Annotated in this window: 26 protein-coding genes and 1 pseudogene; 12 read left to right on the top strand and 15 right to left on the bottom strand. The window is 68.6% G+C overall.

What is annotated here, in order from left to right; translation table 11 throughout:
- Positions 1 to 247: 247 nt before the first annotated feature.
- Together AC067U_RS21360 and AC067U_RS21355 are read right to left on the bottom strand one after the other, a co-directional pair.
- Positions 248 to 682: a hypothetical protein gene (locus tag AC067U_RS21360; RefSeq protein WP_478831316.1), complete on the bottom strand. Its 435-nt coding sequence runs from the start codon at positions 680 to 682 to the stop codon at positions 248 to 250.
- A gap of 124 nt (positions 683 to 806) precedes the next feature.
- Entirely contained in the window at positions 807 to 1,148 is a 342-nt protein-coding gene (locus tag AC067U_RS21355) for a hypothetical protein (RefSeq protein WP_478831315.1), read from the bottom strand.
- A gap of 88 nt (positions 1,149 to 1,236) precedes the next feature.
- On the opposite strand from AC067U_RS21355, the gene AC067U_RS21350 reads away from it, so the two are divergent.
- Genes AC067U_RS21350 through AC067U_RS21335 form a run of 4 tightly spaced genes read left to right on the top strand, consistent with a single transcriptional unit; the run spans position 1,237 to position 4,093 of the window.
- Positions 1,237 to 1,923, top strand: coding sequence for a DEAD/DEAH box helicase family protein (locus AC067U_RS21350; protein ID WP_478831314.1), 687 nt, complete (start codon positions 1,237 to 1,239; stop codon positions 1,921 to 1,923).
- Positions 1,924 to 1,969: 46 nt separating this feature from the next.
- A complete protein-coding gene (locus AC067U_RS21345; protein WP_478831332.1) occupies positions 1,970 to 2,923 on the top strand; it encodes a helicase associated domain-containing protein in 954 nt (317 codons plus the stop codon).
- 50 nt (positions 2,924 to 2,973) lie between these two features.
- Positions 2,974 to 3,315, top strand: a complete 342-nt coding sequence (locus tag AC067U_RS21340) for a hypothetical protein (protein ID WP_478831313.1) — start codon at positions 2,974 to 2,976, stop codon at positions 3,313 to 3,315.
- Between the two features lie 7 nt (positions 3,316 to 3,322).
- Entirely contained in the window at positions 3,323 to 4,093 is a 771-nt protein-coding gene (locus AC067U_RS21335) for a transposase (RefSeq protein WP_478831312.1), read from the top strand.
- Between the two features lie 314 nt (positions 4,094 to 4,407).
- Here AC067U_RS21335 and AC067U_RS21330 read toward each other — a convergent pair whose 3' ends face one another.
- The 3 genes and pseudogenes from AC067U_RS21330 to AC067U_RS21320 all read right to left on the bottom strand — a co-directional run.
- Positions 4,408 to 4,836, bottom strand: coding sequence for a DUF4240 domain-containing protein (locus tag AC067U_RS21330; RefSeq protein ID WP_478831311.1), 429 nt, complete (start codon positions 4,834 to 4,836; stop codon positions 4,408 to 4,410).
- Between the two features lie 43 nt (positions 4,837 to 4,879).
- Positions 4,880 to 6,445, bottom strand: a complete 1,566-nt coding sequence (locus AC067U_RS21325; protein ID WP_478831310.1) for an ISL3 family transposase — start codon at positions 6,443 to 6,445, stop codon at positions 4,880 to 4,882.
- A gap of 500 nt (positions 6,446 to 6,945) precedes the next feature.
- A pseudogene (locus tag AC067U_RS21320) lies at positions 6,946 to 7,546 on the bottom strand (glycosyltransferase family 2 protein); the annotation flags it as partial.
- Here AC067U_RS21320 and AC067U_RS21315 point away from each other — a divergent pair.
- The gene (locus AC067U_RS21315) at positions 7,443 to 7,718 is read left to right on the top strand and encodes a hypothetical protein (protein WP_478831334.1); all 276 of its coding nucleotides are present in this window, start codon (positions 7,443 to 7,445) and stop codon (positions 7,716 to 7,718) included. The pseudogene AC067U_RS21320 and the gene AC067U_RS21315 overlap by 104 nt on opposite strands.
- 70 nt (positions 7,719 to 7,788) lie before the next feature.
- Here the strand turns inward: AC067U_RS21315 and AC067U_RS21310 are convergent, their stop codons facing one another.
- Positions 7,789 to 8,406: a TetR/AcrR family transcriptional regulator gene (locus AC067U_RS21310; RefSeq protein ID WP_478831309.1), complete on the bottom strand. Its 618-nt coding sequence runs from the start codon at positions 8,404 to 8,406 to the stop codon at positions 7,789 to 7,791.
- 95 nt (positions 8,407 to 8,501) lie between these two features.
- Between AC067U_RS21310 and AC067U_RS21305 the strand changes: the two genes are divergently transcribed.
- From AC067U_RS21305 to AC067U_RS21290, 4 genes are all read left to right on the top strand, one after another.
- A complete protein-coding gene (locus tag AC067U_RS21305) occupies positions 8,502 to 8,801 on the top strand; it encodes a hypothetical protein (RefSeq protein WP_478831308.1) in 300 nt (99 codons plus the stop codon).
- Positions 8,802 to 8,853: 52 nt separating this feature from the next.
- Complete coding sequence (locus AC067U_RS21300) at positions 8,854 to 9,480, top strand: NADPH-dependent FMN reductase (protein ID WP_478831307.1); 627 nt, start codon at positions 8,854 to 8,856, stop codon at positions 9,478 to 9,480.
- Between the two features lie 82 nt (positions 9,481 to 9,562).
- Complete coding sequence (locus AC067U_RS21295) at positions 9,563 to 10,192, top strand: helix-turn-helix domain-containing protein (protein WP_478831331.1); 630 nt, start codon at positions 9,563 to 9,565, stop codon at positions 10,190 to 10,192.
- Positions 10,193 to 10,256: 64 nt separating this feature from the next.
- Positions 10,257 to 11,417: an ATP-binding protein gene (locus tag AC067U_RS21290; protein ID WP_478831306.1), complete on the top strand. Its 1,161-nt coding sequence runs from the start codon at positions 10,257 to 10,259 to the stop codon at positions 11,415 to 11,417.
- A gap of 158 nt (positions 11,418 to 11,575) precedes the next feature.
- Here AC067U_RS21290 and AC067U_RS21285 read toward each other — a convergent pair whose 3' ends face one another.
- From AC067U_RS21285 to AC067U_RS21260, 6 genes are all read right to left on the bottom strand, one after another.
- On the bottom strand, positions 11,576 to 12,022 hold the full coding sequence (locus AC067U_RS21285; RefSeq protein WP_478831305.1) for a Rossmann-fold NAD(P)-binding domain-containing protein: 447 nt from the start codon (positions 12,020 to 12,022) through the stop codon (positions 11,576 to 11,578).
- Positions 12,023 to 12,737: 715 nt separating this feature from the next.
- A complete protein-coding gene (locus AC067U_RS21280; protein ID WP_478831304.1) occupies positions 12,738 to 13,040 on the bottom strand; it encodes a hypothetical protein in 303 nt (100 codons plus the stop codon).
- On the bottom strand, positions 12,977 to 13,282 hold the full coding sequence (locus tag AC067U_RS21275) for an NUDIX domain-containing protein (protein ID WP_478831303.1): 306 nt from the start codon (positions 13,280 to 13,282) through the stop codon (positions 12,977 to 12,979). The genes AC067U_RS21280 and AC067U_RS21275 overlap by 64 nt, the downstream gene beginning before the upstream one ends.
- A 487-nt stretch (positions 13,283 to 13,769) precedes the next feature.
- Positions 13,770 to 14,225: a barstar family protein gene (locus AC067U_RS21270; RefSeq protein ID WP_478831302.1), complete on the bottom strand. Its 456-nt coding sequence runs from the start codon at positions 14,223 to 14,225 to the stop codon at positions 13,770 to 13,772.
- Entirely contained in the window at positions 14,222 to 14,494 is a 273-nt protein-coding gene (locus AC067U_RS21265; RefSeq protein ID WP_478831330.1) for a ribonuclease domain-containing protein, read from the bottom strand. Before AC067U_RS21265 ends, AC067U_RS21270 begins: the two co-directional genes overlap by 4 nt.
- A gap of 52 nt (positions 14,495 to 14,546) precedes the next feature.
- On the bottom strand, positions 14,547 to 14,942 hold the full coding sequence (locus AC067U_RS21260) for an HAD family hydrolase (protein ID WP_478831301.1): 396 nt from the start codon (positions 14,940 to 14,942) through the stop codon (positions 14,547 to 14,549).
- A 174-nt stretch (positions 14,943 to 15,116) separates the two neighbouring features.
- On the opposite strand from AC067U_RS21260, the gene AC067U_RS21255 reads away from it, so the two are divergent.
- A complete protein-coding gene (locus AC067U_RS21255) occupies positions 15,117 to 16,130 on the top strand; it encodes an SPFH domain-containing protein (protein WP_478831300.1) in 1,014 nt (337 codons plus the stop codon).
- Entirely contained in the window at positions 16,127 to 17,023 is an 897-nt protein-coding gene (locus AC067U_RS21250) for a hypothetical protein (protein ID WP_478831299.1), read from the top strand. The genes AC067U_RS21255 and AC067U_RS21250 overlap by 4 nt, the downstream gene beginning before the upstream one ends.
- 200 nt (positions 17,024 to 17,223) lie before the next feature.
- Here AC067U_RS21250 and AC067U_RS21245 read toward each other — a convergent pair whose 3' ends face one another.
- Together AC067U_RS21245 and AC067U_RS21240 are read right to left on the bottom strand one after the other, a co-directional pair.
- Positions 17,224 to 18,771, bottom strand: a complete 1,548-nt coding sequence (locus AC067U_RS21245; RefSeq protein ID WP_478831298.1) for a hypothetical protein — start codon at positions 18,769 to 18,771, stop codon at positions 17,224 to 17,226.
- A 135-nt stretch (positions 18,772 to 18,906) separates the two neighbouring features.
- Entirely contained in the window at positions 18,907 to 19,137 is a 231-nt protein-coding gene (locus AC067U_RS21240; protein WP_478831297.1) for a hypothetical protein, read from the bottom strand.
- A gap of 57 nt (positions 19,138 to 19,194) precedes the next feature.
- Here AC067U_RS21240 and AC067U_RS21235 point away from each other — a divergent pair, with 57 nt between their 5' ends.
- On the top strand, positions 19,195 to 19,521 hold the full coding sequence (locus AC067U_RS21235; protein ID WP_478831296.1) for a GYD domain-containing protein: 327 nt from the start codon (positions 19,195 to 19,197) through the stop codon (positions 19,519 to 19,521).
- A gap of 85 nt (positions 19,522 to 19,606) precedes the next feature.
- Here the strand turns inward: AC067U_RS21235 and AC067U_RS21230 are convergent, their stop codons facing one another.
- Entirely contained in the window at positions 19,607 to 20,251 is a 645-nt protein-coding gene (locus tag AC067U_RS21230; protein ID WP_478831295.1) for an NADPH-dependent F420 reductase, read from the bottom strand.
- Positions 20,252 to 20,271 lie beyond the last annotated feature (20 nt).

Raw genomic sequence — 20,271 nt, 5'->3', positions numbered from 1 at the left:
CCCACACGGCGCTCTCGGCGGCCAGACACCCTACGAACGCCTCAAGCAGAAGACCCAGACACGGATGTAACCAAGCTCCGGCAGATGCACACCTAACCCTCCGCCCCCCCGGGGGGATTGCGAGGGACGGACGTCCGCCAAGCGCCGACTGCGGGTGCCCTCGGTGGCCTGGCGCTAGGCGGTCGGCTCCAGCGTGACCACCCCGCCGCAGGCACTCCGCGAAGTGGCCCGCCCGCCCCCGACCGAGCTACGGGGCAGAGCGGTTGACCGGTACCCGGGCCGCCGTGTCTGGGGCTCCGGGGATGACGGTGATGTCGGGCATGGGGAGGGTGCGGTCGCCGGTGAGGACGAAGAGGATCTCGCGCGCCAGGTCCCGCACCGCCGCCCAGGCCGGATCGGTGGCCAGGGCCTCGTAAGTCCAGGGGTCAGCTGGCCGGTCACCGCACATCTCCTGGAAGTGATCCTCGATCATGCGGAGTTCCCCCATCACGGCCGCGGCGTCGATCTCGTCCGCCTCTTCGTGGGCGAAGACCGGCAGGGCGTTGTCGAAGTCGTACAGCAGGTCGTCCGTGGCGATGGGGAACGACTTCAGCCACATCTGCTGTGCCGCGGCATCGGCGGCCAGCGGGATCAAGGCAGCGACGAGAAGGCGGCGGGCGGGGGAGCCCTCGTGGGTGTACACGGCCACATTCTCGCGCGGCGTCCACCGACCGGTGGTCGGGTCCCTTGCCGGTCGGCGGACGCTGGAATGGGCGGGCGGCCTGGTCCGGGCCGAGGGGGACGTGCCGGTCGAGCCGGCCCGCCTATCATTCCACTGCTTCCCGCCCGTCCTGCCCGAACGCGATGCGGCAGCGTTCGACCTGGTCGGCCACCCGCTCCATGAACCAGCGCATGATCTCGTAGGGGATGACGTGCTCATCATGGCTGTGGATGTGGACGGTCGGTTCCAGATCCGGATCCTCGTCGGGGACAAACGCCACCAAGAAGGCGGCTCCAGGCAGGTGCCTCTCGGCGCTGGGGTTCTCGACCCACGCGGCTGGCGCCGGCACGGCCTCGCTCAGCTCCACAGCCCAGGCATCGTTGGGCAGGGCGTAGTGGAACTGGATGGCGTAGTGACGTCCTGCATGTTCTCGCAGCTCGGCTGGCATGACGGCAGGCTGCCACAGGCGCGAGGTCCGAGTCGCGGCCCCGCCAGCTCTTACGGGACAGCCCTTAGCCCGGGGCGGGCGGGTCCTGGTGCTGCTGCCAACCCTGGACCTGCTGACCCAGACCGCGCAGGAGTGGCGCACGGCCGGCCACAGCGAACCCGCAGTCGCGGTGTGCTCGCTGGAGGACGACGCCCAGCTCTACGCGCTTCAGGTGCGGTCGACGACGTCGGCGCCGCAGCTCGCGCTGTGGCACGGCCGGGGCCCGGTCACCGTGTACGCCACGTATGCCTCCCTGCCGGTCGTGGCCGAGGCGTTCGGCGGGGAGTACGGGCTGGTGATGGAGCCCTTCGACCTGGTGGTGGTGGACGAGGCGCACCGGACGAGCGGATCGGCGGGGAAGGCGTGGGCGGAGGTGCACCGCCAGGAGGTCATCCCGGCCGATCGCCGGCTCTACATGACCGCCACCCCGAGGGTCTGGGCCGAGCGCCGGCCCCGGACCCGGGCGGAGAAGAGGGCGGCTGAGGCAGCCCACCAGCGTGAGGAAGAGGCGCGGCGGCGGGAGGCGGAGGCCGAGGGGAAAACGTACGTGGGCGGACCCCTGCACGAGGCCCTGCCGGGCGGAGCTGGCGTGCTCGATGGACGACCCGCGCGTGTTCGGGCCGGTCGTCTACGAGCTGACGCTGGCGGACGCGATCTCGCGCGGGCTGCTGGCGCGGTATCAGGTCGTCGTGGCGGAGCTGACCGACCCGGTGGTCACGCCGGACCGGCTTTATAGCGAGGAGCGGTGGGAGGAGGAGCTGCGGGGTGAGCGGCTCGCCGCGATGCAGACCGCCCTGTTGGAAACGATGGCCACCCATGATCTGAAGACGACGATCACCTTCCACCACCGCACGATCGAGGCGCAGGCGTTCGCCGAGGGCCTGCCGCGGGTCGCGGCCCGACTGCACGCCGTCGACCCCGTCCGGCACCCGGCGAAGGTGTGGACGGGGTGGCTGCGCGGACAGCACGAGGCCGAGCACAGGCAATCCGTTCTTGCCGACTTCGGCCGCCGGGCCGGCCGCGCCGTGCTCGCCAACTGCCGAGTTCTGGGCGAAGGCGTCGATATTCGAGCCGTGGACAGCGTGGCCCTGATCGACCCCAAGGGCTCGGCCGTCGACATCGTCCAGGCCATCGGCCGAGCCCTCCGACAGAAGCCCGGGGAAGGCAAGATGGCTACCCTGATCGTGCCGGTATTCCTGGCCGAGGACGAGAATCCCGAGGACATTCTCACCTCGAAGTCCTATAGCCCTCTCATTCGGGTATTGCAGGGGCTTCGGGCGCATGATGAACGCGCTGTGGAAATGCTCGTAATTCCCCAGGAAAAGCAGAAGCGCATCGTAGCGCCGTCGCCCCTGATCGGCTCCGCGCCCGACGCAGGCGAGGAGGAGGCCCGGCTGCTCCTCCGGTTCGCCGCCCCGCGCGACCCCGCCCTGATCGCGAAGTGGATCAGCTACCAGGTCTTCAACACCGAACGCCAGGACTGGCGCCGCGGCATCGAGGCCGCATGGCGCTACCGGGAACGCGAGCAGCACCTGGAGGTGCCCTACGACCACACCGAGGGCGCGTACCCGCTCGGGCGGTGGCTCTCCGACCAGCGCCGCACCTTCCGGGCCGGGAACATGACCGGCGAACGGGCCGCCGAGTTGGAAGAGCTTGGGATCGTGTGGGACACCGCGGACGCCCAGCTTCGCGGAGAACCTCGCGGCTGCGCGGGCGTACTAAGGGCTGTCCCGTAAGAGCTGGCGGGGCCGCGACTCGGACCTCGCGCCTGTGGCAGCCTGCCGTCATGCCAGCCGAGCTGCGAGAACATGCAGGACGTCACTACGCCATCCAGTTCCACTACGCCCTGCCCGACGATGCCTGGGCTGTGGAGCTGAGCGAGGCCGTGCCGGCGCCAGCCGCGTGGGTCGAGAACCCCAGCGCCGAGAGGCACCTGCCTGGAGCCGCCTTCTTGGTGGCGTTTGTCCCCGACGAGGATCCGGATCTGGAACCGACCGTCCACATCCACAGCCATGATGAGCACGTCATCCCCTACGAGATCATGCGCTGGTTCATGGAGCGGGTGGCCGACCAGGTCGAACGCTGCCGCATCGCGTTCGGGCAGGACGGGCGGGAAGCAGTGGAATGATCTTGCCGTGGCTGGTGTGATCACGGCGTCGGAGCCGTCCTGGATAGCCCCGTTCGCCGGGCTGAGCCCGCGTGCGTTCGGGAAGCTGGTGACGGTTCTGCGGCGCGAGGGCGCGGATGCGGTCCGCAGGGGCCGGCCGTGGAGCCTTCCGTTGGAGGACCGAGCACTGCTGGTCGCGGCCTATTGGCGCACAAATTTGACGATGCGGCAGCTCGCTCCGCTGTTCGGGATCTCGAAGTCGGCGGCGGACCGCATCATCGACCACCTCGGGCCGATGCTCGCGCTCCAGCCCCGCAAGCGGTTCGCCAAGGGCACCGTGCTCATCGTGGACGGCACGCTGGTTCCCACCCGCGACCACTCCGTGGCGGAGCAGTCGAAGAACTACCGGTACTCCACCGCCCACCAGGTCGTCATCGACGCGGACACCCGTCTCGTCGTCGTGGTCGGCCGGCCCCTGCCGGGCAACCGGCACGACTCCCGCGGATGGGAGGAGTCCGGCGCCAAGGCCGCCGTCGGCAACACGACCACGATCGCCGACGGCGGCTACCAGGGCACCGGACTGGTCATCCCGCACCGAAAGGCGAAGGGGCAGGCCGAACTCCCGGACTGGAAGGAGGAACACAACCGCTCCCACAAGCAGGTCCGAGCACGCGTCGAGCACGTCTTTGCCCGTATGAAGACTTGGAAGATTCTCCGCGACTGCCGCCTCAAAGGCGATGGCGTTCACCACGCCATGCTCGGCATCGCCCGGATGCACAACCTCGCCCTCGCCGGATAGGCAAGCGGGCCGCACGGCGGTTCACCATGCCCGAGGCGACAAGAAGATCACTTACGGGACAGCCCTTAGATGCGCCTATCCCCAACCGGGCACTGGCCGTGCACGAAAGGGGAGTTGAGAACGGGCGGTTCCCGTGTTCACCGTGATTCGCTCGTTGGAGTAGGAGCCCGACTGTGTCCCTGCGGCATCGCCACGAGTACGCCGTAGACCTTCCTCGTGGCCTCCAGGACGGCTTCGAAATACCGGTTCTGGCACACATTCCGTGAGGACGATCAGCAGCTCGTGAGTTCGCCACCAGGTGTTGGCGACGGTGGTCAGTCAGCCCAGCCCTCGGTGTTCGAGCACGACTCGTAGGAATATCGCGTGCTGCGGTCCCATTCCTCCCCGGTGATGCGCTTGTATGCACGGTCCGGTGTGTAGAGCAGGCTCTCGGCCCAGATGAGGTTCGTGGCGTAAGGCTCGAAGACTGCAGGGTCCTGGAGGACGCTCTCGAAGACGGCGCGGCCGGCGGCGACGACGGCAGCACGGGTGTAGAGGAAGGCGTCATGGGACAGGTTGTATCCGTATTCCTTGCGGTCTAGTCGGTAGAGCGCCCAAGACAGTTGTTCGGCGAAGCCTGTGACCAGCGACAACGGGGACTGGACAAGACGCTCGGTCACTGCGGGTGCAAGCAGTTCGGCCTCAGGGTCAGGTTCCGTGGGCCTGCAGTCTTCGATGAGCTGCCAGAAGGCGTCTTCGTTCATACGGGCGAGCATGGCGCAGGGGTCTGACAATCCTGGTCCCGGGTCATCTGTTAGCTGCTGCTGTGAGAAGGACGCGTTTGCGGAGCAGGGGGAGCTTGGCACGGCCGAACATCTGGCGTTTGATCATCTTGATGTGGTTGACGCGGCCTTCGACAGGGCCGGAGTTCCACTGGCTGGTCAGGCCCTGGACCACGGCATCCCAGTCCTTCTCCAGGCCGGTGGCGAAGGAGTGGAGGTCGGGAAGTTCCTCAGCTCGCGCGCTGACGACCCAGTCCTTCAGGTGCTGGCCGGTGCGGGTGGAGAGGATCTCGGCGAAGCTGCGGACGAGGCGGTGGGCTGCCGCGAGTTCCGGGCAATGGGCGAGGACTTCGGTCAGCTGCTGGCCCTCACTCCCGGAGAGCCGGTCGGGGTGACGCATGATCCACCCGGTGACTTGCCGGACTCCTGGCGGCGCGGGCCCGACGACGCGGATGCGACGTCGGCGTCGTGGCCGCAGGTAGTCGCTGATGATCTGGTAGCTGCCGCGGTAGCCGAGAGACTGGAGCTCGGAGTGCAGCTGGATCGCGTTGGTGAGACCTTCTGCCCAGCGTTTGTCCAGGTGTGACTTGAAAGGGTCGAGCTGGCTGGGCCGTGGTTGCCGCCGGCCACCGAGCAACTCCTCTGGGGTTGCCGCGCGGGCGCATCGCCGAACCGCGTTCCCGCCCATGTGTAACTCGCGGGCGATCTCCCGGATGCCGTGGCCCTGGTCGAGGAGCGTATGGACGACGGCGTGACGTGCACGGATACGGGCTTCGAACGGTGACATCTCTTTTGCCGGCGGCGGCTCTGTGTCCGGCCCGTCATCGGGACCGGAGGCGGGTGACCGCAGGCATCCGTTGTGCCGGCGCACGCTTTGTTCCAACGCAGTGCCGAGGTTCTGCCACAGGTGAAAACGGTCAGCGACCTGGACGGCCTGCGGGGCCCCGGTGCGGGCGCCTTCCGCGTAGGAGCCAGCACGATCTCGGCAGATCACCTCGATGCCAGGATGCTCACGCAGCCATGCGGAGAGAGTCCCGGCGTCCCGTCCTGGCAGCAGGCCGAGTGGCTTGCGGGTCTCGCAGTCGATGAGCACAGTCCCGTAGTGCTGCCCGCGGCGGGTCGCGAAATCATCGACCCCGAGCACCTTGGGCACCTTCCAGGCTGGGTCAGGAAGCGCCATCAGCAGCCTCAGCAGCGTCGTCCGACTGACCACACTGTGCAGGACCACGGCCAGCCGGGCTCCCGCCCGACCGGCGAGCGCGACGGCCACGGCCTCCAGGAGCCGGCGCGAAGCAGACGTCCGTCTCCCGTAGCGGAACGTCAGCCCCTCGACCTGCTCGACGGACGTACGACGCCCGCACCGGTCGTTGTCGCAGTACAACCGTCGCACGGTCAGCTCGATCAGGACCGGCTGGTCGCCGACCGGGGTATCAGCCAGCCGACGCCCGTAGCAGCTGTGCACACGATCCGACGGAAGTTCACAGTCAGGGCACGAAGCACTGCCATCAAGGGTCCTCGCCACTATGTGCACCACCCCGCACTCCGTGAACACCCGCTCCACCAGCACCCCGTTGAAGTGCGGAAACAGCACCGATATGAGGTCATCACACCGCACCACGGTCCCAGATGACGGCAGGTCACCGTGGCAGAACCCAGGTGATCGTCCTCACGGAATGTGTGCCAGAACCGAAATACCGGCCAAGGAGTTCCCCACTGCCACAAAGACAGCGAGTGCGCACCGCCTCCGGCCCAGATCCACCAGGTTCGAGCCGGTGTAGTCGTTAAGAGACGTAAAGACGCCGGTTCCTCGCGTACTCCTCTCCATCCCGCTCGCCGAACCCGCACCATCTGGCAGTACTGGCACGTCCCGGCTTTGTCAGGGCCGCTCCCACCCTCCCCGGCATCACCCGGATCAGGCTGCCCTCAGCTCCACCTCCCTGCTACGACAGGTCGGCGGTGAAGGTCTCTCACCTCCACACGAATCACAGCGCCTCACGGCGCAATTCGAAGACGATCCAGGCCCCGAGCGCCGCCGCAGTGTTTCCACGTGCGGCCACACGTCCTTCACCCAGCCGGCGATCCCGGGCGCTGGGCCCGGTACAAGGCGAGCGGTTCCCGCAGCGCGCGGGCGCAGGCGCCGTCGCGCATGTTCGACAGCCACAGGGCGTAGTCCTGCCTCTTGGGCATGTCGGGCATCAGCCGGGTACCCAGCGCTTTGCGGTCGTACATGGCGGTCAGGGCCCCGATGTGGTCCTGGACCAGCATGGCCCGGTAGTCGACCCGGTCGGGGCGCCCACACCACCCTGCCGCTGGGGGTGAAATCGGCTGCCACACCGGCGTAATCGGCGTCCACCTTGTAGTAGGAGGTGAACGTCAGCGGCGTGTCGGCCTCCGCCGCGAAGCGGACCTGCTTCTCGGCCTTGTCCGCCAGCCACATGTCATCGCTGTCGAGGAAGGCGACGTAGTCGCCGCGGGCCCGCAGGGCCAGGTTCCGGGCCCGAGCCGCCCCGCCCTGCACGGGGGCCGGCTCGGGCCGGATCCGCTCGTCCTGCCGGGCGAACTCCGCCAGCAGCTCAATGGAGCCGCCGGTGGACGCGTCGTCGGTGATCAGCAGCTCCCGGTCGGTGTGCGTCTGCGCGATCACCGACCGGATCGAGGCACCGAGCGTGGCCGCCGAGTTGTGCACCGGCATCACCACGGAAACCAGAGCCACTTTTTCCTCTCCTACCGAGTGGAGTCGTCATGCCGTCGTAGCCGGCCAGGGCTACGTCGGGCTGCCGCCGGCCGTACGCGCCACCGAGACCGGGCACCGGATCACCGGGTCACCGGCTACGACGTGGACCCGCGCCGCTTCCGAGCTGTAGGGCAGCTGCAGAGGCACATTCGCTGCCCGGCAGCACGGTCGGCAGCGAGTCGTCGTCTTGCCGGTGATCCTCAGGAGCACAAGGCGTGCTCGGCGGTGCTGACCAAGGTCGCAGTGACGTCGTCGGGTTGCAGCGCCCGGCCGGTATAGAGCAGGTCGAAGCTGTCGAAGCTGGTCAGCAGCCACAGCACGTCGGCTGCCTGGGCGGCGGTGAGGCCGTCGCGGAGCACGCCTTGGTCGGCCAGCCGGCCGGCGAGGCCGGTCATGCCTTCGGCGCGTCCGCGTTCCAGGCGTTGGACCGCGCCGCCGACCGCTTCGGCGTCGAGCTGGGCCATCGAGAACAACGCGCGCAGTACGTCCCGGTGTGCCGCGTACATCAGCACGTTGCCGCGGATGCCGCCGCGCAGGCCCTCTCGGGCATCCGGGTGGAGCACCGCGCGCACCATCGCGGTGAATCCGCCGCGTTGGAGCAGGTCCATGCCGAGCGCGTCGAACAAGCCCGCACGGGAGCCGAAGACGGTGTAGACGGTCGAGCGCGACACCTCTGCGAGCTTGGCGACCTTGTCAACGCTGACCGGTTCGGCCGGCGCCTCACGCAGGCGCTGGTAGACGGCGTCGAGGATGCGGCACCTTGTCTCCTCCGCGGCCCGGGCGCGCAGGCGCTGCTCGTACTTCCGAGTGGGGGGCATGGCTCAGCATCCTAGCATTCGCTTGACAGCCTGTCTTTTGAAAGACAGGCTGTCCGATGAAATCTAACGGCCGATGGCACCGCAGGAGGGGCACCATGCGCGTGATGATCCGGTACACGGTCAGGCCGGAACTCGTGGGGCAGAGCGTGGCGTTGCTGCACGCCGTCTACGCGGACCTTGAACGGGCCTGCCCGCGCGGCCTGCGCTACGAGACCTTTCGACTCGACGGCAGCGACAGCTTTCTGGCCCTGATCGAGTCCGAGGGCGACCCGGTAGCGGCCCCGCACCACCGGCTGGCCTCATTCCAGCGCTACCGCGCCGCCCTGAGCGAGATCTGCACGGAGCCTCCCACCGTGACCTACCTGGACGAAGTCGGCTCCTACCGATCCGAGTGACCGCGGCCAACACGGCCACCGACGCACCACCACAACCAAGGAGATAGAGCGAATGATGCGGATTGCCATCATCATCGGCAGCACCCGTCCCGGACGCCGGGCCGAGGCCGTGGCCCAGTGGGTCGCCGACACCTCCGTCCGCCATCCCGCCGTCGCCGCCGGCCAGGCAGCCGTCGAGGTCGTCGACGTAGCCGCATACGGACTCCCCCTGCTGGACGAGCCCGTGCCCGCGGCCTTCGGCCGCTACGCCAACGCGCACACCCGCCGATGGGCGCAGACCATCGCCGCCTTCGACGGGTTCGTGTTCGTCACCCCGGAATACAACCGCTCCGTCCCCGCCGCGCTGAAGAACGCGATCGACTTCCTCTACAAGGAATGGCACCACAAGGCGGCCGGGTTCGTCGGCTACGGCGCGCACGGCGGCATCCGCGCGGTGGAGCAGCTGCGGCAAGTCATGGCAGAGGTGAAGATCGCCGATGTGCAGACTCAGGTGGCCCTGGCGATGTTCACCGACTTCACGTTCACCGACCCCACCGATCCCACCGACCCGGGCACCTGCACACCGAGCACCCGCCAGGAATCGACACTCTTCACCATGCTCGACGAGATCATCGCCTGGTCCCAGGCGCTCAAGCCACTCCGCGACCCGTCGGCGGCACCCGAACCGCTCCCTGCCTGATCCGGACATCGGGCCGCCCGGTCCCCGTCTCCCGCCGAGGACCGACTCCGTGGACCGGGCCGCTCCGCCGCCGCACGGCGCCATGCAGGCGCATGTCGACACATATGTCGCGCAGAAATACGTAGTCCTGCCATGCCACGCCCAATGGTTGAAAGGTATCCGCGCCCGTTGCCACCGCATGCCCAATAGCCCTGGCCGCCGGCGAGCGGCACCGGTTGAAGAAGATGGCCTGGGGCCACAAGACCGAGACCGGCTGCTCCTACGCGCGCAGATCGTCCTGCACGCGGCATGTGGGCTGGCCAACGCTCAAATCGCGGAGCGCGCAGGGGCGCACGTCGACACCGTGCGCAGGTGGCGGGGCCGCTTCGCTGAGGCGAGGCTGCCCGGCCTGGCGGACCGCAAGCGCACCGGCCGCCTGCCCTCCTTCACAGCACTGCAGACGGCTCAGGTTGCGGCGCTGGCCTGCCATTTGCCCGCCGAGACCGGTGTGCCGCTATCCCCCCGGGAGCCGGCTTGCCGCCCGGGAAGAGGTGCCGGACGGAGGAAGATGTGCCGGATTCGAAACCGGGGCCCCGGGCCCGCTGGTAAGGGTGCCGTGCGCGCCCTCGACGGGGCCGCGGCCGCACTCCGGCGATGCATCGCGACCCCTGGGCCGACCACCTCCGGACAGTCGCTCACACACCCGCCCGCGGCATCGAATAAAGGGCTCTGACCTGGTGCTTTCCTGGAACTCGCCTAGCCTGGAGGTTCTGCTGGACACCATCGGAGGGGACATCGTGAGCGAGGAAGCCACCAGGTACGACGCCAGCAACATCCAGGTACTGGAGGGGTGGGAGGCCGTTCGGAAGCGGCCCGGAATGTACATCGGCTCGACAAGTGAACGCGGCCTGAGCCAGATGGTGTTCGAGGTTGCGAACCAGGCGGTGAACGAGGTTCTGGCTGGCCGTGCCACCTCCGTCGACGTCACCCTCACGCCCGACGGCGGCGTCCGTGTCGCCGACGACGGGCCGGGCATTCCCCTCGACAAGACGGGGACCGTCGGAGGTCCCGGGCTCGAAGCCCTGCTCACCCAGATGCAGGCCGTTGTGGGTGCCGGCGGCCGCCGCCACGTAACGCTCGGCCTCTGCGGCGGATGGCCCGCCGTCGTCAATGCCCTGTCGCAGCGGATGACGGCCGAGGTGCGGCGCGAAGGAGCCCGCTGGGTCCAGGAGTACGCACGCGGCGTCGCCACCACCCCGATCACCGAGGCGGGACCGGCGAACGGAAGCGGGACCACCATCGCCTTCTGGCCCGACGCCGACATCTTCGAAGCCGCAGAGTTCTCGTTCGACGGACTGGAAGAGCGATTCAGGGAACTGGCCTTCCTGAACCAGGGCCTGGAGATCTCCCTGACCGACCTGCGCCGCCCTGATGAGTCCCATGCGGTACGGCTCCGCTTCCCGGGCGGGGCGCGGGACTTCGTCGCCTTCCTCGACGGCCATGCGGCGTGCGCCCCCATGGACACCATCGCCTTAGAACACGAGGACCCTCGGATGGCGGGGACGATGGAGGTGGCCTTCCGCTGGTGCAGCTGCTCTGAGGAGCGGGTCCAGAGCTTCGCCAACAGCCGACCCACCACCGGCGGCACACACGCGGTGGGCTTCCGCAACGGGATGAAGGCCGCGGTCACCGCGTACGCGCGGGAGCAGGGATTGCTGACGGCTACGGACCCCGAACTTGACCCGGATCGGATCGGCCAGGGCCTGACGGCGGTCGTGTCGGTGAAGCTGGACCGTCCCGGGTTCGAGGGCTCCACACGGAACGTGCTGGGTAACGTCGAAGTACGCGACTGCGTCGCACGGGCCGTCCAGGACCACCTCGGCAGGTGGCTGAAGGAAGATCCGGAGCGGGCCGCAGCCGTCATTGATCGGATCGTCCGGGGTGTCCGAGGGGACTGACCCACGGTGAACCGCCCTGCCGGTCCAGAAGAACCGGACCGGCAGGGCGTCGCAAGGATGCGGATACGGATACGGATACGGATACGGATACGGACAGTAGGCACGATCTTCGCGTGCGACCGGCTGGGCCGGGGACACCCGGCCCGCCCACCGCCGCGTCAGGCCGTCAGCGCCTCGCGAAGCGTTGAAGGCTTGAGACCGAAGGTGTCCCGGATATCACTGTCGTCCACGAGGAACGGACGCTCGGACATGTAGCTCATCTCGGTAAGCTCCCGCCACAGTGGATCGGTGAAGGACAGCAGTGCCATGTCCCGTTCGGTGAGCGGCTCCAACCGCGGTTCGGGCGCTCCGTGGAGTTCGGCGAGGGCGGTTGCGGCATGACGTACGGTCGTGGTGATGACCGGGGCGTGCCCGGCCCGGCCCCAGGCCCGCTCGTCGCTGCTGACCGCCACCAGCGCTGCTGCGACGTCCTCGGTGTAGGAGAAGGAGTGCGCTGCATCGGGGTTGCCGTGGACGAGGGCCAGTTCACCTTCGCGGACGCGGGGCGCGACCAGCAGCGTGAACGGTGAGACTGCGCCTGCGCCCAGGTACTGGCCGGCGCGCACTTCGGTGACCCGCAGCCGCCCTTCGTCGTGGATGCCCTGCTTGCCGTCTGGGACGGCAAGCCCGCGCGCGGTTCGGCGGTACCACCGACGTCGTCGCCTACGCCGAACGCACGGGCATCCCCGTATGCGTGCTGTGGCCTGACGGCGCTTCCCGGTAACTCCCGACTTCCCGGTGGCGCCGAGGCCTGGAGGGAAGCGCCTGGCCGGGTTTTCACCCTTGTCGCGGTCCGGAACGGGGGCGGCTACGAGGTCGTCTGGCACGACACCACCCGCTGTGAGCATGACGCCGTCACCGGGACCAGCATGCGTCAGGTCGCTCGCGACCTCACGATCTGGATGGCTGCCCGCGATTTTCCCCGGCGGCCCACCCAGCAGCAACGCACGGAGCAGCAGGCGGCCCTCAGGGAGTACATGTGGGCCAGCCGGGCGGTGGTCGACGCCACCCGGGCCGCCCTCGGTATCAACGTCCCCGACCAGACCCCGACCACTACAACAACCCGAGACCCTGTCATGAGCCTGATTCCGGCGACCACAGGCGACACGAAGGGGTGTCTGGCCATCATGCGCGCCGCGCCCGGGGAGACCCGTGGGGAGGTGCTGCGGCGGGCATTCGACTACGGATGGGGGCCACCCCCAGGAACGGCCCCGAAGACGTCAAGCAGGCCGTGAACGACTGCTACCCGTCCTGCCTGGCGGGCCGCCCCGGGGTGCTGGATCACACCCGGGAGTAGTTGTCGTCGGTGACGGCTTCGAGGGCGGCGTCGGTGACGGCGGCGCGGGGGTCGGGCAGGGCGGCGAGGGCCGGGCCGATGGGTGGGAAGATCGGCAGCTCGGCGGTCTTGCGGTAGTCGATCCACTCGATGACGCCGGTCTCGTGGCTGCCGTCGGGCAGTTCGTCCAGTTCGACCTCGGCGAGGGTGGCGCGCAGTTCGGGGGTGATGTGGAAGCGGTAGATCAGGTGGAGCTTGCGCGGCGGCGGGGTGGGCCCGGGCCGGTGACGCGCTGGTCGACGACCCACATCAGGCCGCCGCCTTCGGCCTGGTCAACGTCGAGGTCGAGTTCCTCGGCGAGTTCGCGGGCGAGGGCTGCGTCGAGGTTTTCGCCGTGTTCGACGTTGCCGCCGGGCGGGGTGTAGTGGGTGGAGTCAGCGCGGTCGCGGCGGATGAGGGCGACGTCGCCGCCGCAGAACACCAGGGCCCCGGTCCGGATCTTGATCCGAGAGAACGGGGCCGCGGCGGGGCTTTCGGGTGTGCTGGTCATGGCGGTCAGTGTCGTGGCCGCCCAGCCGGCCCGGCGGGCTCTGCCCTTCTTTCACCCACCCGCCCGGCGCCGGTCGTTCAGGCGATGGGCGGGTGGGCAGCGCGAACGCGGCCCGGCCCTCCGCCATGCTGGTGTGCTCGATGAAGCCGTCCGGCAGGGTCAGGAAGATGCCACCCGGAGGATCCGGAGAGGCGGTGAGCGTGCACGGCCCGCCCTGCCTGCGGTCCCGACGCCCACGAGTGGCAGAAAACTCTCTGGGGCCGTTGGGGAACCTGAGGGTTCCCCAACGACGACTGGCAGGGACAACGGCATACTGCCGATCACCGAAGGGACGCTGATCCGCGTGGAGGTCGACCGTCTGCCCGGTGGCGGAGACCCGCTGCCGCTGTGCCTTTGCCTCGCGCTAAACGCCATACCGGCATGGACCGCTGGTTGGGCAGTTCGTCAAGCAGATCAGTTTCACTGACTCACTGACCGACCACCATTGTCAGCGCGCCGAGGATTCCCAAGATCCAACATAAAAGAGCTCCAGTTGGCCGTAAGGTCGATCGACAATGCTGGCCAGATCGACTGCCATCTTATGCAGGATCGCTGCACTTCTTACAAAACCATGTGCGTTCGCAGCCAGGAACCGATCACTCTCCAGGAACACAATCGCCAAGCTCCACGGAGTTTCCTCACCTCGCTCGACGAGAATCTCCCTCAGCGAATCCCAGTTAGCCCCGTAGTAGTCAGGCAGCGAAAGGTCAGCGCCGAGCTTGGCCAGCACTTGCTCCTCCGAAGTGACGCCCGATGCATCAATCTCGGCGACGGTAAATCCGGCACCCCGCAGCCCACTAGAGAGATCGGAGATTTTCTCGCTGCTCACAAAATACGGCTCCAGTGACAGCCAAGGAAGAATCTCTCCAGGATCCTTCCATGCATCCAGAAACTCGTCAATCACCTTATCCTCACAAACGTCTTGTAGTGATCACCCGTAAAGTACACTTCTCCTCTTCGACCGAAAATCAGTCGCTCGGTTCCCCTATTAACTCCCCCTATCGGCCAGACATCGGATTCCCTATAGTAGCCTTCCGGCCTCTTAGGTAGAGCTTTTTTAGCGTTTAGGAATATCCCCTTCGCGTGACCCTTGGCGCCGCCATTCATAACCCCAGGCGGTGTTTTCTCTGCAGCGCGGGCGGCCTGGACTCCGGGGAGGCTGTCCTCGACCACGGCGCACGCCGCAGGGGCGACGCCCCCTTGTCGTGCCGCGTACAGGAAGAGGTCAGGGGCCGGCTTGCCGTGGGGGACCTCTGTCGAGCTGAAGATGTGACCCAACGAAGCCGTTGTAGAGTCCGGTGACGCCGAGCGTGTGGCGCATCTTCTCGTGGGAGCCGCTGGGAGGCGACGCAGACCGGCGGGGTGATCTCGGCAGCGCCTCGTGTAGCCCGTCCACCGCCGCCAGCCCGGCGTCAACCTCATCCCGGTGACGCTGGATCAGCTGGGCCCACCAGAACGCCGCCGCCTCCTCGCCCAGCCGCCGAGCGATCTGGGCGCAGATGGATTCCCTAAAGCGCCCGATGAACCGGTCGACGACCTCCACCTGAGTCAATGGCCAGCCGAGCTCCGAGCCCAGCGCGACCTGGATGCGCACGGCGATGCGCTCGCTGTCGACCAGCACACCATCACAGTCGGCCGCGTAGCCCCCGCAGTGCCTGCCGAGCGGGGTGTGTGCAGGAAGTGCATGGATTGATGCGGGAGCGGATTCGGATGGGGGGCGAACCTCTTTTCGTCCTCTTGACGATATGACCACCTCTCTCTTATCGTCGCATTGACGAAATCAAGGGGGTTCGCCATGGCCGACATCACCCGGCGCTTTGGCTGGCGTCATCTGCGCTCCGCGCCCACCGCTCACATCCGCCACCACAGGCGCGGGCGGCTGGTCCATGACGGGCGAGGGCTCAGTTTCTGGTATCGGTCGCTGTCGGCGGCGTTGTCCGAAGTGCCCGTCGACGACCGGGAGCTGGCCATGGCCTTCCACGCCCGCACGGCCGACTTCCAGGACGTCACGGTGCAGGCCACCGTCACCTACCGGATCAGCGACCCGGCCGCAGCCGCGGAGCGGCTCGACTTCTCCGTCGACCCGGACACCGGGAGCTGGCGCGGTGCGCCCTTGGAGCAGATCTCCACCCTCCTCACCGAGACCGCGCAGCAGCACACGCTTGATGTGCTGGCCCGGACTCCACTGGCCGTCGCTCTCGTCGACGGCGTCGCCTCCGTACGGCAGAGCGTCGCCGCCGGTCTCGCCGCCGAGCCCAGGCTCCCGGCCACCGGCATCGATGTGGTGGCCGTGCGCGTCGTCGCGATCCGGCCCGAGGCCGAGGTGGAGCGGGCCCTGCGTACGCCGGCCCGCGAGCAGATCCAGCAGGAGGCGGACCGGGCCACGTACGAGCGGCGGGCTGTCGCCGTCGAGCGCGAGCGTGCGATCGCCGAGAACGAGCTGGCCAGTCAGATCGAACTGGCCCGGCGCGAGGAGCAGCTGGTCGAGCAGCGCGGCATCAACTCCCGTCGCGAGGCCGAGGAGAAGGCGGCGGCCGACAGCGTACGGACCGAGGCCGAGGCCGCCCGCAAGGTCGCTCTGGCACGCGCGGACGCCGAGGCGGCGCGCGAGACCGGCTCGGCACGTGCCGAGGCCCAGGCTGCCTGGCTCCAGGTGCATGGCGAGACCGGCCCGGGCACGCTGTACGCCCTGGCGGCGACCCGGCTGGCGGAGAACCTGCCGCGGGTCGAGAGCATCACGCTGTCCCCGGACGTCCTCACCGGCCTCCTCGGCAGGCTCGGGCGTCCGGATTCCGGGGCGGACGCGTGAGCCTGGCCCCGCGGGCGGTGCTCGTGCACCGCAGGACCGAGTACGAGGAACTGCTCGACCGGCACGGGTCACACGGGCAGGCCGCGTTCTTCCTCTCCAGCCGGGGCCGCTCGATCGACGAGGTGGTCCGCCGACACGACCGGACCCGGCAGGCGCTGCGGGAGGTGGCGGCGGCGGTGCCGCTCACCTGGCGCAGCACCCGGGTGGAGCGGGCGGACCTGGACCGCTTCCTGTTCGCGCCGGAGGACGTGGTGGTCGTGGTGGGGCAGGACGGTCTGGTCGCCAACACCGCGAAGTACCTCTCCGGGCAGCCGGTGATCGGCATCGACACCGACCCGGGACGCAACCCCGGAGTCCTGGTCCGTCACCGCTGCGCCGACACGGCCGCCCTCCTGCGTGCCGCGACCACCGGGGGGCGGACGGAGGACCTGACCATGGTCGAAGCCGTCGCCGACGACACCCAGCGCCTCCTCGCCCTGAACGAGATCTACCTGGGCCCGCCTGGCCATCAGACGGCCCGCTACCGCCTGGGCCCCGACGGCGAGAAGGGCCCAGGCGAGGCCCAGGCGTCCTCCGGGGTACTCGTAGGCACCGGCACCGGCGCCACCGGCTGGCTGCGCTCCCTGTGGCTGGAACGCGGCAGCACTGCACAGTTGCCCGCTCCGGCCGACCGCCGGCTCCTGTGGTTCGTGCGCGAGGCCTGGCCATCGCCCGCGACCGGAACCTCAAGGATCTCCGGCCATCTCGAACAAGAGCAAGGACTGCGACTGACCGTGGAGTCGGACCGGATCGTGGTCTTCGGCGACGGGATGGAGTCCGATGCCCTACAGCTGACCTGGGGCCAGAGCATACGGCTGGGCATCGCAGCGACATCACTGCGCCTGCTCACGTGAGCGCCCTGCAGGGCTGTCTGTCTTTTCCCCTTTGCCGATGCCGTGGTGACCTCAGCACACTGGGAGGACCCCTCAACGGGCATCGGAGGGGCAGCCCCGTACTGGAACAGCCACACCTACACCGCCTCCGGGCAGCGGGCCACGGAGAAGACCAACGCCGGAACCCGCTCCACTCGCACCTACTACTACGACGCCCAGCGTCACAAGCCTGCGAGGGCGAGCAGCTGGTGCATACGTGTGGTTGGCAGGTTGGGGTTTGCGGCTGCTGTGGCTGCGACAGATTCCGACGGATCGGCCAGCAGCCGCGTCAGGTCCTCGGCCGGAATCCGGGGATGGGTCGCGATGGTGCGGCGCACCATGTGGTCGGGGTCAGCTGCCAGGCGGCGCGCGAGTTCCAGGGGAAGGTCGGGGTCGCGCGGGGCCAGCTGCCTCATTCTCGGGTCGGGGTCCGTGGCCAGGCGTCGAAGTACCTCTGCCGGAAGGGGGAAGTCGTCGGCCGGACGCCATCGGACCATCTTGTCCGGGCGGTAGGTCCGGTCGATGCGCTCGGCGGTGTCGGGATCGATCCGGTCTCGGGCGTGGAGGGCCATGGTGGTGCGGACGCTGCTCTCTTCGTCGTCGAGCAGTTGGGCAACGAGCGGCGGCGGGAGGTGGTCGGACATTGCTGCCGAGGCGCGGAAGCAGACGTATGGCGAGTCCACGTACGGCAGGGGGTCGGCCGTCACCCATGGCAGGCGCAGTGCCCGGAGCTCCGCGCGGGCCATCTCGCCCATGAGTTCCCGTTCGAGAGTGTCGTCGTCCAGGGCTTCGTGGTTCGCAAGCCAGTCCAGCGGGGGCGCGTCGGACGGGATCCGTGCATGGATCGTGGCTCGAGTTGGCTCCGGTGTGTCCTGACGGGCGAAGACACGGAGCGCGACGCGCAGGTTGGGATCCTGGGCGAGCTTGTCGCGCAGTGCCGGTGGGAGATCGGGGTGTTCCGCGAGTTCCTCGCGCACCTCATCGATCGGATCGTGGGCCAGCCGGCGGGCGGTGGCGGTGTCCAGCGTGCAGTGGCGCACCGCCCCGGCGCGCGTGACCGGGTCGGCCAGCAGCTCCGGAACGAGGTCTGCCGGAGGAACGGGATGGGGAATCCGGCGGAAGTAGGTCGCGCAGGCTCCTGCTCGTACTGAGTCGTCGGGGTCTGTCAGGAGTAGTCGGCGCACTGGTTCCGGGGCCGTCGTCCACCATTGGGCGAGCGTCGTCCGGACCTTCGGGTTCGGGTCCGCCGCTAGCCGGGCCCGTAGGTCGGCCGGGATGTGATCGCTCTCCGCCAGGTGTTCGCGGACCTGCGGGTCGGCGTCGTCGAGCAGCCGCTCGAACAGCTCTCGCGGTGCGCCGTCCGCAGCAACGGCTACAGCCCTGCGAATTGCGGGATCCGGGTGCTCGGCGAGCATCATGCGGAAGGCTTGTGGGAGGTTGCGGTTCAGGGCGAGAGAGTGTGTGAGCCAGTGATCGTCTGTGGCAATGATCTCGGCGATCATGTCATCGCTCAGGTCCGGCCGGTCGGCCACCCTGCCATGGCCCTTGCGGTAGCCGAGGAGGCGGCGCACGAGCTCCGGCGGCAGGGCGGGGTTTTCCGCCAGGCCGTCCACCACCCTGTCGAGATGCACCGGCGACGGTATGGCGTCCGACATGGCAAGCGGCCCTTCTGCCTCGGTGATCCGACCGCCGAGTCTCTCACGCGCGTTCGTTGGGGGATCGGGTGTCACCAGGCCCTTCCTTCGTTCCGCTGTCGGGGCGGCGCGTGACGCGCCGAGACCAGCTGCAGGAGCCTTCAGCCCCCGCCGTAACGAGCCGGAGCAAGGGTGCGGGTGCCATTCGCGCAGCGTCGGGCATACCCCTGGCTACCCGGAAGCCAGCCCGACGCCGGCACGGCAGGGCCGGTCGTAGGCCCAGCCGGTGGCGATCTTGACGCGGGCGGCGAAGGTGGGGGTGCCGGTCAGGCCGGTGGCGGCGTAGCGGTCCTCGGTGCCACTGGCCCGGGTGAACGACCTCCAGCGGGTCGGCCTGCTCAGTCTTTGACCGTGGGCCCTGGCAGTCGCCGCCCCCGGCCGTTTGGGGGAACCTCGGGCCACCTCCGTCCTCTCCCACCGAGCGTGGGCATCGATCGGTGAAACGAAGGGAGAGAGACGATGCCGCTCTATCTATCGAGGTTCAGCTACACGCCGGAGACCTGGGCGAGGCTGATCGGCCACCCGGAGGACCGCGCAAAGGCCGCTCAGTCGTACATCGAGTCCGTCGGCGGGAAGCTCCACGGCTTCTGGTACGCCTTCGGCACCCACGACGGCTACAACCTCTGGGAAGCCCCAGACAACGTGTCCATGGCCGCGGTTGCCCTGGCCATCAGCGGAGGAGGCGCGCTCAGCTCGTTCGAAACGACCGTTCTCCTGAGCGTCGATGAAACACTGGATGCCCTGCACAGAGCCGGGCAAGTCCGGTACCGGGCTCCTGGCACGTGAGAGTCCGGCGTATGGCGGCGTTGTCCGTGCCGGCTGCCTCGCACGCGCCCGCTGCTGGTTTTGGTCTGAACCCGGTCTTGACGGGTCAGCGGGTGAGGGAGACGGCGAAGGGCTTGAAGCCGTGCCGGCGCATGACATGGGGAACCACCAGGATCATGGCCTCGGTGGCGCGGGCTGTGGTGATGCCGCCGAGGTCCTCGATCCATGCGGGCTGCCAGCCCAGGTCGCCGAGCAGGCCGGTGACGGTCTTCTTCGCGGTCTGGTCATCGCCCGAGAGGTAGGCCGTCGGTGGGGTGGCCAGGGTTTCGGGAGCGGTCATGACCATGAACAGCATGGTGTTGAGGGTCTTGACCACATGGGTGTCGGGGAGGGCGGCCTGGAGTTGCTCGGCGAGGCTGCTGCCGGGATAGCACAGGTCGCCGGGCAGGCCGTCATCGGCGTCGCGGGTGGCGTTGGAGACATCGACGAGGAGTTTTCCGGAGAGCTCGGTGCGCAGGCCGGCCAGGCGGTCCAGGGAGGTGTGGCCGGGCGTCGCGTTGATCACGATGTCTGCGGTCCGGGCGGTGGTGCGCTGGTCGGCGAAGGCGATCTGCGGGGCGATGCCGGCGGCAGGGGCTGCGGTCTCTTCCGGGTTCCGGACACCGAGGACGACGCGGTGTCCGGCTGCGGAGAGTTTGTTGGCGAGGCCGGCGCCGACGCGGCCGGCGCCCAGGATGCCGATGCTGGTCATGAGGTGACGCTCCTTGCGGT

This window comes from Streptomyces sp. NPDC043853, from assembly GCF_056436025.1.
The sequence above is the reverse complement of the archived record's forward strand: the minus strand, read 5'-3'. Positions and strand labels throughout refer to the sequence as shown.